This window comes from Flavobacterium sp. ACAM 123, assembly GCF_000264055.1.
In the GTDB taxonomy this organism is placed as follows: domain Bacteria; phylum Bacteroidota; class Bacteroidia; order Flavobacteriales; family Flavobacteriaceae; genus Flavobacterium.
In genome coordinates this window covers 39420-55198 of the sequence record NZ_AJXL01000003.1, presented here as the reverse complement: position 1 = coordinate 55198, position 15779 = coordinate 39420, and the positions used below count along the sequence as shown (strand labels likewise).

The following is a 15779-nucleotide window of genomic DNA, read 5'->3' as shown; positions in this document are numbered from 1 at the left end:
ATTGCTTACCAAAAATGGAAAAATACATTGACATATTACTGAATTCCTACAGCGGTTATTTAAATTATCTAAAAAACGAAATTTTATACTGGAACTGGGACAACTATTTTTATGGATTAATCGCCATTTCATTAGTGGTCTGGCTGCTGGAAATTGTGTTTCCGTGGCGAAAACAACAAGCCATCTTGCGTAAAGATTTCTGGCTGGATTTATTTTATCTTTTTTTCAATTTTTTCTTACTCAATTTAGTTCTTCTTATTGCACTGTCTAATGTAACGGAACAGTTTATTAATGATATACTTCAGTTATTTGGGCTCGAATTAATGTCCATTCAGCTCTTTTCGATATCGGAATTATCAAAACCCTTAGCTTTATTTTTATTCTTCATAATTAGTGATTTCATTCAATGGAATGTACATCGCTTATTACACACGATTCCTTTTTTATGGAATATACATAAAACACACCACAGCGTGAAAGAAATGGGGTTTGCCGCACATTTTAGATACAACTGGATGGAACCTCTTGTTTACAAATCAGTACTCTATATTCCCATTATTCTTATTGGAGGTGTGAACCTTCAGGCTGTGTTTATTGTACATTTTATCACGATAGCTATAGGCCATCTAAACCATGCTAACGTAGGTTGGGACTACGGTTTTTTAAAATACATATTCAACAATCCCAAAATGCATATTTGGCATCACAGTAAAAAAATGCCAAACAAATATGGAGTCAACTTCGGAATTTCGTTAAGTGTATGGGATTATATTTTTAAAACCAACTACATCCCTACAGACGGAAGAGATATCGAACTTGGTTTTGACGATGAAAACGAATTCCCGAACGATTTTATCAAACAAGAATTTTATCCCTTAAAATAATCTTTTTTTGTCAGGAACAACTTTAACCGCCGTCTATAATTATGTAATTTAAAAAACAGAAACGATGAAAAAATATTTTCTAGCTCTCATCTTATTACCACTACTTTCTTGTGCAAATAATAATAACAAGTCAATGGTTCCCGATGGAGCAGACCAACAGACTACCAACGAAGTAGCTCAGAGTATGAATCATGCCAAATGGGATGCGCTACTGAAAAAAAATGTTTCTAGAAGTGGAAATGTAAATTATAAAGCCTTTCAAAAAGATAGTAAGCAGTTGCAAGCATATCTCAATGAGTTATCTGCAAATGTACCTACTAAATCATGGTCTAAAAATGCTACACTTGCTTATTGGATCAATGCTTACAATGCTTACACAGTAAAATTAATTGTAGACAATTATCCAACTAAAAGTATCAAGGACATCAATGATCCTTGGGGTAAAAAATTCTTTTCCTTAGGAAATAAAAAATATAGCTTAGAGGAAATCGAACATGAAATCCTCCGAAAAATGAGTGAGCCAAGAATTCATTTTGCCATAAATTGCGCTTCTTTTTCTTGTCCTAACCTACTAAATGAAGCTTATACTGAAGCGAAATTAAACCAACAATTAGCAACAGTGGCAAAAAGTTTTATTAATGATAAAACAAAGAATACCATCACATCAAATAAAATTGAAATCTCAAAAATATTTGACTGGTTTGAAGGAGATTTCAAGACTAAAGGGTCCGTTATTGATTTTTTAAACCAGTATAGCGCCGTTAAAATCAATAGTTCTGCAAAAATAAACTACAAAGAGTACAATTGGAATTTGAATGAATAAAATTTCCGTAGTAATACCCGTTTTTAATGAAGTAGACAGTATCGAAAAGCTATTATCTCATCTCAAAAATTGCGTCCTCCATAAAGACGCAATGGAGATAATAGTCGTAGATGGAGGTAGCACCGATGGCTCTCAAGAAAAAATAGGAATAAATCACAATGTAACATTAATTAAATCAGAAAAAGGAAGAGCCATCCAAATGAATGTGGGTGCCAAAGCTGCAACTGGAAACATTATCTATTTTTTACATTCTGACAGTTTGCCTCCGCCGTATTTTGACCGTATCATCAATAATGCCATTCAAAAAGGGAATCAAGCGGGATGCTTCAGAATGAAATTTGATTATAGACATCCTGTTTTAATAATTTCACAGTGGTTCACTCGCTTCAATCATATTTCCTGCCGTGGCGGAGATCAATCGCTATTTATAACAAACGAATTATTTAAAGAGCTCGAAGGATTTGATGAGAAATTCATCATTTATGAGGACAACGAAATTATTTCCAGGCTTTACTCCAAAAAACAATTTGTTGTCCTTCCTAATTACATAATTACTTCGGCCAGAAGGTACCACCAAAATGGGGTTTGGCGTCTGCAATACCATTTTACCATCATTCATCTTAAACGAAGATTAGGCCATTCTACTGCAAGTATGTTACAGTATTATAGAAAGAATATCCTTTAAATAGCTGTTACTATAAAATCAAATCTGACTTCATAAAAACAAAATAAACGCTGTTTACCACTTTTAAATTCCACCAAAAAAAATATTTAAAGTAGCTAACTACTTTAAATACAGAATTATGTATTGAAAATTAATTTTAATTTAATTTTAAAAAAAAACCAACTAGATTTCTTTTTTCGTAAATAAATTAGAACTTCAAAACAAAAAAAATTAAATATTATGATTAAAAAACAATTACTCTTAGTTTTAGCAGTAACCACATTAGGATGTGTTAGTACTGCTTTTTCGCAAAGCCCTATCAGTGGCTTCATGCAAGGGAAAGGTAAAGGAAGCGTTTCTCTTTCTTTCAGTGCAGAAAAATACGATGAAGTCTATTTTATTCCAGAAAAAGTAAATGGAGTTCCTGTTTTCAACGAAACAGAAGTATACAGCAAATCAATCTATGCAACTTATGGAATTAGTGACCAAGTCGATGTCGTGGTTGTATTACCATACATAACTGCAAAAGGAAATGCAACTCGAGAAGTATTAACAAATCTAAATTTAGAAAACGAAAGAAAAGGTCTTCAAGATGTATCTGTATTTGTTAAATATAGTCCGTTTAACTTTGATTTCGGTTCCTCTTCATTACGCCTTATTGGTGCTTTAGGTTTAAAAACACCACTTAGTAATTATAAAGTTGAAGAAGGTTTTCAATCCATTATTGCTATTGGAAATAGAAGCACTACAGTGAGTACAACTGGAATGGCAATGTTCAGAACGAATTCAGGAGTTTTTGCTTCAGCACAATTAGCAGGAAATTATGCTTCAAATGAGGTTCCTAATTCTTATGCAACAGAATTGAAAGTAGGTTATGCCGCGAGATTATTTTATGGTGATGCTTTCATTGCTAACCAGAAATCTACAGGTGGAGTAGATATTTTTGGCGAAGGTTTTGCTGGTTTTTTCCCCATCACAAAGGTAAATTACACAAAAGTAGGTCTAAACTTGTACACACCCGTTTACAAAGATTTAGGAGTTTCTGCAGGAGCTAGTACCTTAGTAGCAGGTAGAAACATAGGAAAAGCTACAGGTTATTACGGTGGAGTAACTTATAAATTTTAATCAAAAAAGCAAACAAAATGAAAAACATAAATATAAAAAGTGCTCTTTTAGCATTAACTCTAATAGGAACTATTGTTTCTTGTGACACAGAATATAAAGATGAAACACCGAGTATTGCTGGTATTGCCGTTGCAAATCCAAATTTCAGTACGCTTGAAGGAGCAGCAGTGCAAGGTGGCGTAGTAGGCGTTTTAAGCAACAGCAACCCAAATGACCCTTCAGGACATTATACTGTTTTTGCACCTACAAATGATGCTTTTGCAAGATTAGGTTTAGTAAACGCTGGTAGTTTAGGCGCGTTACAAAATAGTTTTTTAACAACCACACTATTGTACCATGTTTCTAATGGTGATTTACCTTCAAGTCAAATAGCGAATGGAGGAACATCAACGTCAGCATTAACTATTCCTAGACGTTTTATCAGTAGAGGAAATGATTTGTATATTAACGGTTCAAAAATTATCCTAACAGATGTGAAGGCTAGTAATGGAATTGTTCATGCTATTGATAAGGTAATGATTGCTACTGGTGTTGACATTGTTGCATCGGCGATATTATTAAAAGATGCTAAAGTTTTTAAAACCCCAGAACTGACTTTCTTAGTTGCAGCGGTTGTAAAATCTGGTTTAGCTCCTACCCTGTCAGATCCAAACGCGAACTTTACCATCTATGCACCAACGGACGCTGCATTTAAAGCGCTAGGATTTAAAACAGTAGCAGATGTTACAGCTACTGACGCAAGTACTTTAAGAACTATTTTATTGAATCACGCCATTGGAGGAGGTAAATTTACTTCGGAGCAGACGGGTACTACTGCCGCAACAGCCGGAGGTGGTGACTTAACGTATAGTCCTTTTTTAAACGGCGCTTTTACAATAAAAAGTAATGGAATTACAACACCTGCAAATATGGTAATTCCAGATATTCAATGTAGTAATGGAGTTGTACACATAATAGATAAAGTTTTATTACCATAATCACTTTTTATTACTTCTGAATAACTAATATCTGATTTTTAGTTTATTAGCATAACAGTTACAAAATCGTTTTGTAACTGTTTTTGTTTTTAAAATTTTTTATTTAAATAAAACTTGAAGAACTTACTTAAAACAGCATAAAAATGAAACTATTTATATACTGAATAAAAACGTTCTTAAAACCATGGTTTGCTACTATCACTATAGTAGCTATATCAAAGTTTCGAACAAAAGCAGAATTAAAAATTAGTACTAAAAAATTAACATCTGTTTAAAACTGTCGCTACAATTAAAACTATATTTGCTAAGACTAAAGTACAAAGTCACAATTGAACAAACTTATTGTTAAATGTCTAATTAAAAAGTTACCCTTTAAACTTGAACCCAGACAATAAATAAACAATCCATAATGAAAAAAATTGCCCTAGCTCTAACCGCATCCATTCTTACACTTATAGGGTGTAAATCGAATGAAGAGAACTTAAAATTTACGGACAAAGTTGAAAAAGCACATCATAAAGCTGAATTTTTAGCTCAAGAAGCCGTACAATTTAATCTTAAATTAGAGTTTGGAGGTACAGAAAGAATGGATGCAAAATTCACAATACTTACTAACTCTACTAAAGGAGTCATTGAGTATAAAAATGGTGCGAAAATTATTTTTGACCAAGATAAAGTATTCTATTCTTCCACTATTCCAAATGAAGAATCCGTTCGTTTTGATGCTTTTACTTGGGAATATTTTTTCCTTTTCCCTCACAAATTAAGTGATCCAGGAACGATATGGAATGAATACGATAATAAAGAAAAAGACGCTGCAAATTACCTAACAGAAAAGCTAACATTTAAATCAGGAACTGGCGATGCACCAGATGATTGGTATGTAGTTTATGCCGATAAAACGACAAATTTACTTGAAAAAGCAGCTTATATTGTAACGCTAAATTCAGGTAAAGAAGCCGCAGAGAAAAATCCGCACGCGATTCAATATTTAGAATACAAAGACGTTGACGGTGTTCCCATTGCTACTAAATGGGTTTTCTGGGCATGGCAAGATGGAAAAGGACTAACAGATGAATTAGGGCATGCAACCCTTACCGATATTAAATTTATTAAAGCAGATGATGATTATTTTGTACCCGCAACTGATTTTAAAACGAAATAGAATGTTTATGCGCTGATTTTAAACTAACTGTAGTTTTTATATACTATAATAATGTTATGCTATAAATTCAACCAAGCTTTAAAACACGCTGTTTTCCTCGACTATACTTAAAACATAATCGCATTAAATGCTTAACTTTAGAGTCAATCGAGTCTCTTTTTATTGAATACAAAACGAATAAATTCATTTTATATGGAACATATTGTGATAATAGGTAACGGAATTGCTGGAGTTACGCTTGCGCGACACATTCGAAAAAAATCAGATTCAAAAATTACTATTGTCTCTTCAGAAACTGAATTTTTCTTTTCTCGTACCGCTTTGATGTACGTGTTTATGGGGCACATGAAATTTGAGCACACACAATCCTATGAAAATAATTTTTGGAAAAAAAATAAGATTAATCTGGTTCAAGGATTAGTTAGCACTGTAGTTCCGGCATCAAAGGAAATTTTACTAGACAATAATGAAAAGATAGCTTTTGATAAATTAGTGCTGGCGACAGGTTCAAAACCTAATAAATACGGTTGGCCGGGACAAGATTTACAAGGTGTAACTGGTCTTTATCACAAGCAGGATTTAGAAGCTTTAGAGCGCTGGGCACCTACCACAAAGCATGCTGTAATAGTAGGTGGTGGTTTAATTGGTATTGAGTTAGCTGAAATGCTAAGTTCCCGCAATATCCCTGTCACTTTCCTAATCCGTGAAAAAAGTTTTTGGGATGGAGTTTTGCCTTTTGGCGAAAGCCAAATGATTAACCGCCATATTCTAGAGCATAACATTGATTTAAGGTTAGATACGAATTTAGTAGAAATTATTTCAGATGAAAAAGGACATGCCAAAGCAGTCGTTACCGATAAAGGAGAGACCATCGATTGCGAAATTGTTGGTTTAACAGCAGGTGTCTCTCCTAATATTGCTTTCTTAAAAGACTCAGGTATTGAATTAGGAAAAGGAATCAAAGTGAATCGTTTCTTAGAAACAAATATCAAAGATATTTATGCCATTGGGGACTGTGCTGAGCAACATGAAGCCATTGATTTACGCAGGCCAATAGAAGCCGTTTGGTATACAGGTAGAATGATGGGAGAAGTATTGTCGCAAACCCTAACTGGAACGCCTACCGCTTATCAGCCTGGACATTGGTTCAATTCAGCTAAATTTTTAGACATAGAATACCAAAACTACGGATGGGTTTGGGCTAAAGCCAAGCAAAATGAGGAACAGTTTTACTGGGAACATCACTCAGGTAAAAAAGCAATCCGTGTTTCATTTGACAAAAACGACCGTACTTTTTTAGGCATCAATACTTTTGGGATACGCATGCGACATGAGTTCTTTGACAAAGTCCTAACCAACCAAGAAACAGTGGATTACGTCATTAATCATTTGGCAACAGCTAATTTTGATCCCGAGTTTTTCAAGTCCCACGAAAAAGAAATTCAAAAACAATTTAATAACCAATTCGTTATCGCAAAAACAATATAAAATGAGCAAATCAATTGACAATATTTCCATCGCCTCTCATGACAACATACAGATGGATGGAATCCAGAAATTAGGGATTACACTTGGATTACTTGGCCTCTTCATTATGACACTAGCCTTATTTAATGTCTCTTTCCCCAACAAAGGATTTTGGTTAGCAGGTTCTATCCTATCCATTTTCGCGGGTATTGTGGTATATGCTAATCGAACCTATCTCAACAAGCCACAAGGAATAAAAAATAATGGTGTATGGCACAGAGACTTCACTAATAGAGGAAATTGGGCGTGGATGATGGGAATTATACTGACTACATTTTATATTGTTTTGTACTGGTATCCAGAATACTTAGGACTGAATCAAGACGGTGGAAAAAGTACAGGAATTGTTGGCTTTTTTGATCCATTAAGTTATATTTTAAACGGTAAAGCCGCTAGCCAATGGTTTGTATATGGCACGCTCTACACCATTGCCATTGTGGGTTTAGGCTATAAGTTTATTTTAAAATACCTTCATAATAAATACCAGTTGGTTCGTACCCTTTCAGTGATGTTTTTTCAATTGGGATTTGCTTTTTTGATTCCTGAAATCTTAGAAAACTTGAATCCGGAGAAAGCTTATTTCGCTAAGGATCTAAAAAACATGTGGCCTCTAAATTATTATTTTTTCAATGAATGGCACTTAAAAAACATGTTTGAAGGAGGGAATTTAGGAATGTTCATGTTGTTTTTCGGAATAGCAATGATTTTCATCATCTCCCCTATACTGACCTATTTCTATGGAAAACGCTGGTACTGTTCTTGGGTTTGTGGTTGTGGAGGTTTGGCAGAAACAGCTGGTGATAGTTACAGACATTTATCAAATAAGACAGACACATCTTGGAAAATTGAACGATGGATGATCCACTCTGTATTAGTATTCTCCTTTGTGATGACCATTGCCGTTGTATTTTCTTTCTTATCTAATAATCCTGAAATGAGTTTTGTTACTAAAGACCATTTTATTTGGGGAATCGTTATTTTCCTAATCGTTTTTACAGGAGCCTTATATCTATTTAAACGAAAAGAATTAGATACAGATGCCATTTATACTATGCTTTCCTTAGTAGCCATTATTATCATTTCTTTATTAATTAATTATTTTTCAGGGAATCAAAACATTCTTTTTATTGACAGTAATTCGTTAAGAGAATGGTATGGTTTTGCTATTGGTGCCGCTTTTAGTGGCGTTGTAGGCGTAGGCTTCTATCCTATTATGGGAAATCGTGTTTGGTGTCGTTTTGGCTGCCCTATGGCTGCCATATTGGGACTACAACAACGTTTACTATCAAAATTTAGAATTACCACTAATGGTGGTCAATGTATTTCTTGTGGAAATTGCTCCACCTATTGTGAAATGGGAATCGATGTTCGTAGTTATGCTGAAAAAGGAGAAAACATTGTTCGTTCTTCCTGTGTAGGTTGCGGTATCTGCGCGGCAGTATGTCCTAGAGGAGTATTGAAATTAGAAAATGACACACCGGCAGGCCGAATCAATTCGAACGAAATTTTACTAGGAAATGATGTGAATTTAATGGATTTATTGAACAATAAATAGGATGAAAAAAGCAATTTATATCTTACTTTTATTTGCTTTTTTTCAAGCCTCCGCTCAAAGAAACTATACTAAAACCTATTTCAAAAACGGAAAATTACAAGCGGAAGGATGGCTGAACCACAATCAGAAGGTAGAGTACTGGTTTTATTATTTTGAAAATGGGAATAAAAAAGAAGAAGGTCATTATGCAGCTAATAAAAAATGCAAATGGTGGATTTTTTACAAATCAAATAAGGAAATTAACAACAAAAGTGAGTTTAAAAACGATCAATTAGATGGCTTTTCTTTATTTTACCAAAACAATAACATTATTAGAGCTGAAAAATATTTTATGGGTAAGAAAATAAAAGAATGGAATTCAATAAGTGAATTTAAAAAAGACAATAAAATTAGCTTATAATGAGTATAATAAAAGTAATTATTCCTGCTTTTAATGAAGAGAAAGCTATTGCACACGTTATTAAGGAAATTCCAAGTTCAGTTAGTGAAATTATTATTATTTCTAACAACTCGACTGATGATACTATTAAAGTGGCAACAGCAGCTGGTGCCACCGTACTTTCAGAAAACAGGAAAGGCTATGGCTATGCATGCTTAAAAGGAATGGAATACATTTCGAATCAAGAAATAAAGCCCGATATTGTCGTTTTTTTAGATGGAGATTATTCTGATTACCCTGAAGAATTAACACAACTTATTGCTCCTATATTACAAGAGAATATTGATTTTGTTGTTGGATCTCGCGTGACCCGTTTAAGAGAAAAAAATTCGATGACGCCACAGCAAATTTTCGGGAACTGGCTGGCAACAGCATTGATGAAGATCTTCTTTAAGGCAACATTTACAGACTTAGGCCCTTTTAGAGCTATTAAATATGATAAACTAATCACCTTAAATATGGAAGACAAAACCTATGGATGGACTGTAGAAATGCAGCTTAAGGTTTTAAAACAAAAAATGTCGTATGTCGAAATTCCTGTTCGCTATAAAAACAGAATCGGAGTTTCTAAAGTTTCAGGAACGGTAAAGGGAAGCGTCATGGCAGGGATAAAAATAATAGGATGGATTTTCAAATATACTTTTAAATAAAATCCCTTACAAAGGATAAAACAATAACATGCTACAACTTTCTTATATCATCGTAATTCTATACAGCATTTCGATTTTGCTTTTGTTTTTTTATAGTTTAGCCCACTTTAATTTACTTTTGAATTATTTAAAAAGTAAAAAAAACAAAGATCAATCCCTACAATACGACCTTTCTAAGGCCAATGAAATCCCTTATGTAACCATACAACTTCCCATTTACAATGAAAAGTATGTGGTGGAACGCTTGTTAACTACTATCGCACAAATCGACTATCCCAAACACCTATTGGAAATTCAAGTTCTTGATGACAGCACTGATGATAGTGTAGTTGAAACGGAAGCCTTGATTCATAAAATTGCACAGGTAGGACTTGATATAAAGCACATTAGACGCAGCAACAGAACTGGTTATAAAGCAGGTGCCTTGAAAGAGGGGCTGCTTAGCGCCAAAGGAGAATTTATCGCTATTTTTGATGCTGATTTTGTACCTCAAAAAGACTGGCTCTATAAAACCATACCTTATTTTAAAGATCCAAAAATTGGTGTTGTTCAAACCCGCTGGGGACACCTAAACCGCGATTATTCGGTATTAACAAAAATTCAGGCTTTTGCTTTAGATGCCCATTTCACTTTAGAACAAGTAGGACGAAATTCAAAATTGCATTTCATCAATTTTAATGGAACCGCTGGAGTATGGAGAAAGCAATGTATCCTTGATGCCGGAAACTGGGAAAGTGACACCCTTACCGAGGATTTAGATTTGAGTTATCGCGCTCAGTTAAAAAACTGGAAATTCAAATATCTTGAAAATGTTGTGACCCCTGCTGAATTACCAGCTATTATAAGTGCTACGAGATCTCAACAATTTAGATGGAATAAAGGAGGAGCTGAAAATTTCAGTAAAAATGCCGCTCGCGTACTTCAATCAAAGTCTATTGGATTGAAAACAAAAGCGCATGGCATGTTTCATTTATTGAATAGTACCATGTTTTTAGCGATTTTTACGATGGCAGTCTTAAGCGTACCTATGTTGTACATCAAGAATGAGTTTGCCGAATTTGAAAAAGTATTTGACTTATTAATCTTTTTTGTTATCACCTCCATCCTCTTTTTTATTAGTTACTGGGCGACTTTCAAAAGTATTCATGGAGGAGGCTTCAAGAACTTTCTAAAATACATTACTTTATTTATCACCTTTTATACCATTGCAATGGGATTTTCATTTCACAATACCATAGCTGTCCTTGAAGGTCTATGGGGTAAGAAAAGTGAATTCGTACGCACGCCAAAATTGAATATTGAGGAACTTAAAGACAAGTGGAAACAGAATAGCTACCTTTCTCAGACCATTTCAAAAAATATAATTATTGAAGGAATATTAATAGTATATTTTATTTTTGCAATGTACAGTGCTTTTTTATTAAACGATTACAGTTTAATTGCGTTGCACTTAATGCTGTTCATCGGTTTTAGTTTTGTGTTTGTGAAATCAATCCAAATCAATAAATGACTTTGAAGGCTTCAAATGACATTAAGTCTTATGGCTTTCTTCTAGTAAGCCTTTTAGTCTACGGCTATATAGGCTATGTTTTAAAACGAGCGGACTTCCTGTGTCTACTAATTTCTTACAGCTTTTTGTTTGTTTCATTCTATCAAATTATAAAACTTCAAAAAGACAACTTGCCCTTTCTAATTGGAGCAGCGGTCCTGTTTCGCCTGATTTTTTTAGTTGCATTACCTAATTTATCCCAAGATTATTTTCGGTTTATATGGGATGGCCATCTTCTCCTTGACAATATAAATCCCTATTTAGAGCTGCCAAAAGACCTAATTAATCAAAGAAGCTTTGCTATTCCAAATGGGTACGATTTGTACAACGGAATGGGAAGTTTGAGTGCCGGACATTACTCTAATTATCCTCCTGTCAATCAATTCTTCTTTGCTGTTGCCGCCTTTTTTAGTCAGCAATCCCTTCTTGGTGCAGCAATAGGCATGCGACTAATTATTATTGCTGCAGATATAGGAACTTTTTATTTTGGCGCAAAATTATTGACTGACATAGGAATGGAAAAACACCGTATTTTTTGGTACTTACTCAATCCATTGGTACTTATAGAACTTACCGGAAACTTACATTTTGAAGGAGTGATGCTCTTCTTTTTTGTATGGGGCATGTATCTGTTACAACAAAATAAATGGCAATTGTCTGCACTATTACTAGCATTGTCTATTTCTGTAAAATTGCTACCGTTACTACTTTTACCTCTTTTCTTAAAAAATTTAGGTTGGAAAAAGGCTATTCCTTTCTATACTATAGTTATCGGAGTTACTATATTACTTTTTCTCCCCTTTCTTTCGAAAGAATTAATTCAGAATTATAGTGAAACCATAGGCTTGTGGTTTACTAATTTTGAATTCAACGCCAGTATATATTACATCATTAGACAGATTGGCTTTTGGATTACTGGCTATAATATTATCCATATAACTGGAAAGATCATTCCCTTATTCATTTTACTTTTCGTCTTATATCAAACCTTTTACAACAAAAAATAAAACTATAATTGATTTATTCCAAAGTTTTCTTGTCGTTTTAACACTCTATTTTCTAAGTTCTACTACGGTACATCCCTGGTATGTAATCAATCTAATTCTCATAGGCGTATTCACGAAATACAAATTTCCAATTGTCTGGAGTTTAGTGGTCATATTGAGCTATAGCGCATACATAAATCCTGAATTCAAAGAGAACTTCTGGCTCATCAGTCTAGAATATATCATAGTATTCTCTTCTTTACTTTATGAAAACGGTAATTATTTTTCCTCCAAAAAACAGTATATTTGAAACACGTAAATATATAATTATCAAATAGATGTGTTTCACGGTATTAAAGATAAAATTATTTTAAAGAACTATACCAATCAATTTCGCACGGAACCTTATTCAGATCCTTTTCTAAAAACAGCTCTGTGAAAAACCGAAGTTGGGCTTTTGTCTTCAAAAAAGAAACTACATTACATAGATTTATAAAGCAATTTTAAAAACTCTAATATAAAGAAGATGAAGCTCAAAATAACAATTATTTGTACCATCGCAGTCCTCTGTTTTACGGCTTGTGGTAAATCTCAAAAAAGAGATCTGGTTGATAAAAGAGAAATAGCACCAGACTTTGAAAAGTATTGGTTTAACGGTGAGGCTGAATTATCAAGTTTCCAACTTACACAAGCCCGCTATGGTGAATTACGCGAAGGAAAAGCAGTTATGATTTTTGTAACCGAACCATTTTCTACAACGAAATTAGTAAAAGTAGATCAACCTAAAGATAAAGATGTCTCAGTTCTAAAACTTAACTTTACTAAGAATTTCGCAACGGGAATTTATCCCTACTCTATGATGACTAGTTCTTTTTTGCCAATATATGAAAATCAGCATGCCCTAAAATTAACTACAAGTATTCAAGAATGGTGCGGTCACGTGTTTGTGCAACTCGAAAATCAAGATGCCTTTGAGATTCAATTACATTCTTATTTTGAAAGTGACGGAGAACAAAAACTGACACTTCCAAAGGGGCATCTTGAAGATGAAATTTGGTCACTAATCAGAATGAGTCCTGAAAAACTACCTCTTGGAGATCTCAAGATGATGCCCTCTTTCTTCTACCTGCGATTAACGCATCAAAAAATGGAATTCCAAAATGTGATAGCATCAATAGAACAGCAACAAAATAGCACTTCTTGCTACACGCTAGACTATAAGAAATTGAATAGAAAAATGAAAATCTATTTTGAAAATAAATTTCCGTATCGCATTATGAAATTCGAAGAATCTTATCCTGATGGTTTTGAAAAAAAACAAATACTCACGACCACAGGACTTCTTATCAAAAGTATCCGAAGCCCATATTGGGAAAAGAATGGAGTAATTGATACCCATTTAAACAAAGAAATGGGACTCTAAATCTTGTACAATACCCGTATTAAGTACTCTACTTGCAAAAAAACTAAGTCCATAATAAAAAACACTTGTAAATCACCGAATAGAAAACGTTTACTATTTAAATCAATTTTTTGATTTGCGTTTATTCTTATACTGATTACTGTTTTTATACCCTAGAAACACCTATCAATGTGGAGTTACACCATTATACTAAGTTATAGCAGCGATTTAAAAACCGAGTTGCACGCAAATTTATGGTTCACTAATACCGAATATTTAACGGTTAGCCTTTTCTTTTTTTTATGAAAAAAGTAAGATTTTAGGGGATGAAAAAACAGTATATTTGGATTTTTAAAACAAAAGGCAAAATTCATGGAGCTGATTAAAGAAAATTCAAAATCCGTTTTAGAGCAGTGGGTCAATCAATTTAGTGATGAGCTCTATTCTTGGGCATTTTTCAAAACTTCCTCCAAAGAAGTTGCTGAAGACTTGGTACAAGACACTTTTATGGCTGCATTTCATAAAATAGATAGCTTTGAAGGCAAAAGTCAGCCTAAGACTTGGTTGTTTTCAATACTCAACAATAAAGTAATTGATTATTACCGATTGAGTGCCCGGACCACCAAGAAAAATTTTAGTTTAACAGAAAATAGCGGTTTTGAACTTTCTGATGGACTCTTTAATAGCTATGGTTGCTGGAAAAATAATGATATTAGCACCGTTTGGATTCAAGAGGAAGAATTACTAGACAATTCTGATTTTAATATGGTAATGGAAGAATGTATGAATGAACTACCACAGAAATGGAAATTAGCTATAACATCCAAATACCTGAGTGAGAAAAAAACAGAAGCCATTTGTCAGGAACTAGCGATAACTGCGTCTAATTATTGGCAGATCGTTCATCGATCCAAACTGCTTTTAAAAAAATGTCTGGAATTAAAATGGGTTTAATTAAACTTTAATATTCGAAGAAAATGAATACAGTAATGAGAATATTGTTGAGACCCTGTAAAAAGACAACAGAGTTAATTGACAAACAAATGTTTACTACTTTAACGATAAGAGAAAAAATACAGTTACAGGCTCATAAAGTCTTGTGCAACACTTGTAATGCCTATGAAGTACAGTCCAAATTAATCGATGCCCTCATCGGAAAATGGTTTGCCACTGACTCCAATCAAAACAAGGCTAGAATGGACGAAGGCAAAAAAAATAAAATTATTGATGAGCTTAGAAAGATCTAGTCTAATGTAATTTTTCAGGAAAGAGTGATGGACCTGTCTACACCTTTATTAAAAACGAGTATAGAAAAATATGAAAATGATTGCTGCTTTACTTTCTAAAAAAAATCCTCTCCTACTGGGGTTTACAATTAGTTTAATGGGCGCTTTACCTTTGGGGTATATAAATATTATTAGTTTACAAGTTTTATTAGAACAAGGAAATTGGGCATCCCTATCATTTATTTCAGGGATTATATTTATTCAATATTTTGTATTAAGAGCAATAAATAAGATGGCTGTTTGGCTAGTGAATCAAGAGAAATTATTGCGATTTATTGATATTTTTACTATTCTGTTCCTTTTTACTATTGCCTTATATTTCATGACTAACATCGCTAATGATAAAAACACCAGTCTGTCTGTTTTTAAACTGTCACAATACCCATTTCTATTAGCCCTATTTTTGAATCTTTTAAATTTTATCCAATGGCCGTATTGGTCGGGGATTTATATTTATCTTTTTCGAACATCAAATTTAGAAAGCCAAAAAAGTACGAACACTACCTTCATTTTAGGAGCTTTATTGGGTACTATCGCAGGTATGTTTCTTTTTGCACATATTGGTGAATTTTTGATTAAAGCAAATCAGGTACAAATAAGCTCCTACATTAATCCATTTTTTATGCTTTTATTTTTATTTCTAGCAAGTGCACAAACGATTAAGTTTGTTTTTAAAAAAAAATCGTTACATCTTAAAATAGCAAATAAATTTTAAAAACTAAGAAAAACTTAAATTTTGCTTAGAAG

At 33.4% G+C, this 15779-nt stretch carries 16 protein-coding genes; all 16 read left to right on the top strand.

Annotated features, from left to right (window positions below):
- The first annotated feature begins 14 nt into the window (after window positions 1-14).
- The 16 genes from A3SG_RS0101125 to A3SG_RS0101050 all read left to right on the top strand — a co-directional run bounded on the left by A3SG_RS0101125 (window position 15) and on the right by A3SG_RS0101050 (window position 15747).
- Window positions 15-884, top strand: coding sequence for a sterol desaturase family protein (locus A3SG_RS0101125; protein WP_016988169.1), 870 nt, complete (start codon window positions 15-17; stop codon window positions 882-884).
- A 64-nt stretch (window positions 885-948) separates the two neighbouring features.
- Entirely contained in the window at window positions 949-1707 is a 759-nt protein-coding gene (locus tag A3SG_RS0101120) for a DUF547 domain-containing protein (RefSeq protein WP_035663141.1), read from the top strand.
- Window positions 1700-2392, top strand: a complete 693-nt coding sequence (locus A3SG_RS0101115) for a TIGR04283 family arsenosugar biosynthesis glycosyltransferase (protein ID WP_016988167.1) — start codon at window positions 1700-1702, stop codon at window positions 2390-2392. The genes A3SG_RS0101120 and A3SG_RS0101115 overlap by 8 nt, the downstream gene beginning before the upstream one ends.
- A 219-nt stretch (window positions 2393-2611) precedes the next feature.
- Window positions 2612-3496 carry a hypothetical protein gene (locus A3SG_RS0101110; RefSeq protein WP_016988166.1) on the top strand — a complete coding sequence of 295 codons (885 nt, stop codon included), beginning with the start codon at window positions 2612-2614 and terminating at the stop codon, window positions 3494-3496.
- Window positions 3497-3513: 17 nt separating this feature from the next.
- Entirely contained in the window at window positions 3514-4473 is a 960-nt protein-coding gene (locus A3SG_RS0101105) for a fasciclin domain-containing protein (RefSeq protein ID WP_016988165.1), read from the top strand.
- A gap of 409 nt (window positions 4474-4882) precedes the next feature.
- Entirely contained in the window at window positions 4883-5638 is a 756-nt protein-coding gene (locus A3SG_RS0101100; protein ID WP_016988164.1) for a DUF6503 family protein, read from the top strand.
- A gap of 192 nt (window positions 5639-5830) precedes the next feature.
- Window positions 5831-7126, top strand: a complete 1296-nt coding sequence (locus A3SG_RS0101095; RefSeq protein WP_016988163.1) for an NAD(P)/FAD-dependent oxidoreductase — start codon at window positions 5831-5833, stop codon at window positions 7124-7126.
- 1 nt (window position 7127) lies between these two features.
- Window positions 7128-8720 carry a 4Fe-4S binding protein gene (locus A3SG_RS0101090; protein ID WP_016988162.1) on the top strand — a complete coding sequence of 531 codons (1593 nt, stop codon included), beginning with the start codon at window positions 7128-7130 and terminating at the stop codon, window positions 8718-8720.
- Between the two features lies 1 nt (window position 8721).
- Window positions 8722-9120, top strand: coding sequence for a toxin-antitoxin system YwqK family antitoxin (locus A3SG_RS0101085; RefSeq protein WP_016988161.1), 399 nt, complete (start codon window positions 8722-8724; stop codon window positions 9118-9120).
- A complete protein-coding gene (locus tag A3SG_RS0101080; RefSeq protein WP_016988160.1) occupies window positions 9120-9809 on the top strand; it encodes a glycosyltransferase family 2 protein in 690 nt (229 codons plus the stop codon). The genes A3SG_RS0101085 and A3SG_RS0101080 overlap by 1 nt, the downstream gene beginning before the upstream one ends.
- A gap of 28 nt (window positions 9810-9837) precedes the next feature.
- Window positions 9838-11319 carry a cellulose synthase family protein gene (locus A3SG_RS0101075; protein ID WP_016988159.1) on the top strand — a complete coding sequence of 494 codons (1482 nt, stop codon included), beginning with the start codon at window positions 9838-9840 and terminating at the stop codon, window positions 11317-11319.
- Window positions 11316-12365, top strand: a complete 1050-nt coding sequence (locus A3SG_RS18750; protein ID WP_016988158.1) for a glycosyltransferase 87 family protein — start codon at window positions 11316-11318, stop codon at window positions 12363-12365. The genes A3SG_RS0101075 and A3SG_RS18750 overlap by 4 nt, the downstream gene beginning before the upstream one ends.
- 505 nt (window positions 12366-12870) lie before the next feature.
- A complete protein-coding gene (locus A3SG_RS0101065) occupies window positions 12871-13767 on the top strand; it encodes a hypothetical protein (protein ID WP_016988157.1) in 897 nt (298 codons plus the stop codon).
- Window positions 13768-14118: 351 nt separating this feature from the next.
- Complete coding sequence (locus A3SG_RS0101060; protein ID WP_016988156.1) at window positions 14119-14700, top strand: sigma-70 family RNA polymerase sigma factor; 582 nt, start codon at window positions 14119-14121, stop codon at window positions 14698-14700.
- Window positions 14701-14723: 23 nt separating this feature from the next.
- Window positions 14724-14993 (top strand): hypothetical protein, encoded by a 270-nt coding sequence (locus A3SG_RS18745; RefSeq protein ID WP_016988155.1) that lies wholly within the window; start codon window positions 14724-14726, stop codon window positions 14991-14993.
- 76 nt (window positions 14994-15069) lie between these two features.
- Complete coding sequence (locus A3SG_RS0101050; RefSeq protein WP_157485259.1) at window positions 15070-15747, top strand: hypothetical protein; 678 nt, start codon at window positions 15070-15072, stop codon at window positions 15745-15747.
- The last annotated feature ends 32 nt before the right edge of the window (window positions 15748-15779 follow it).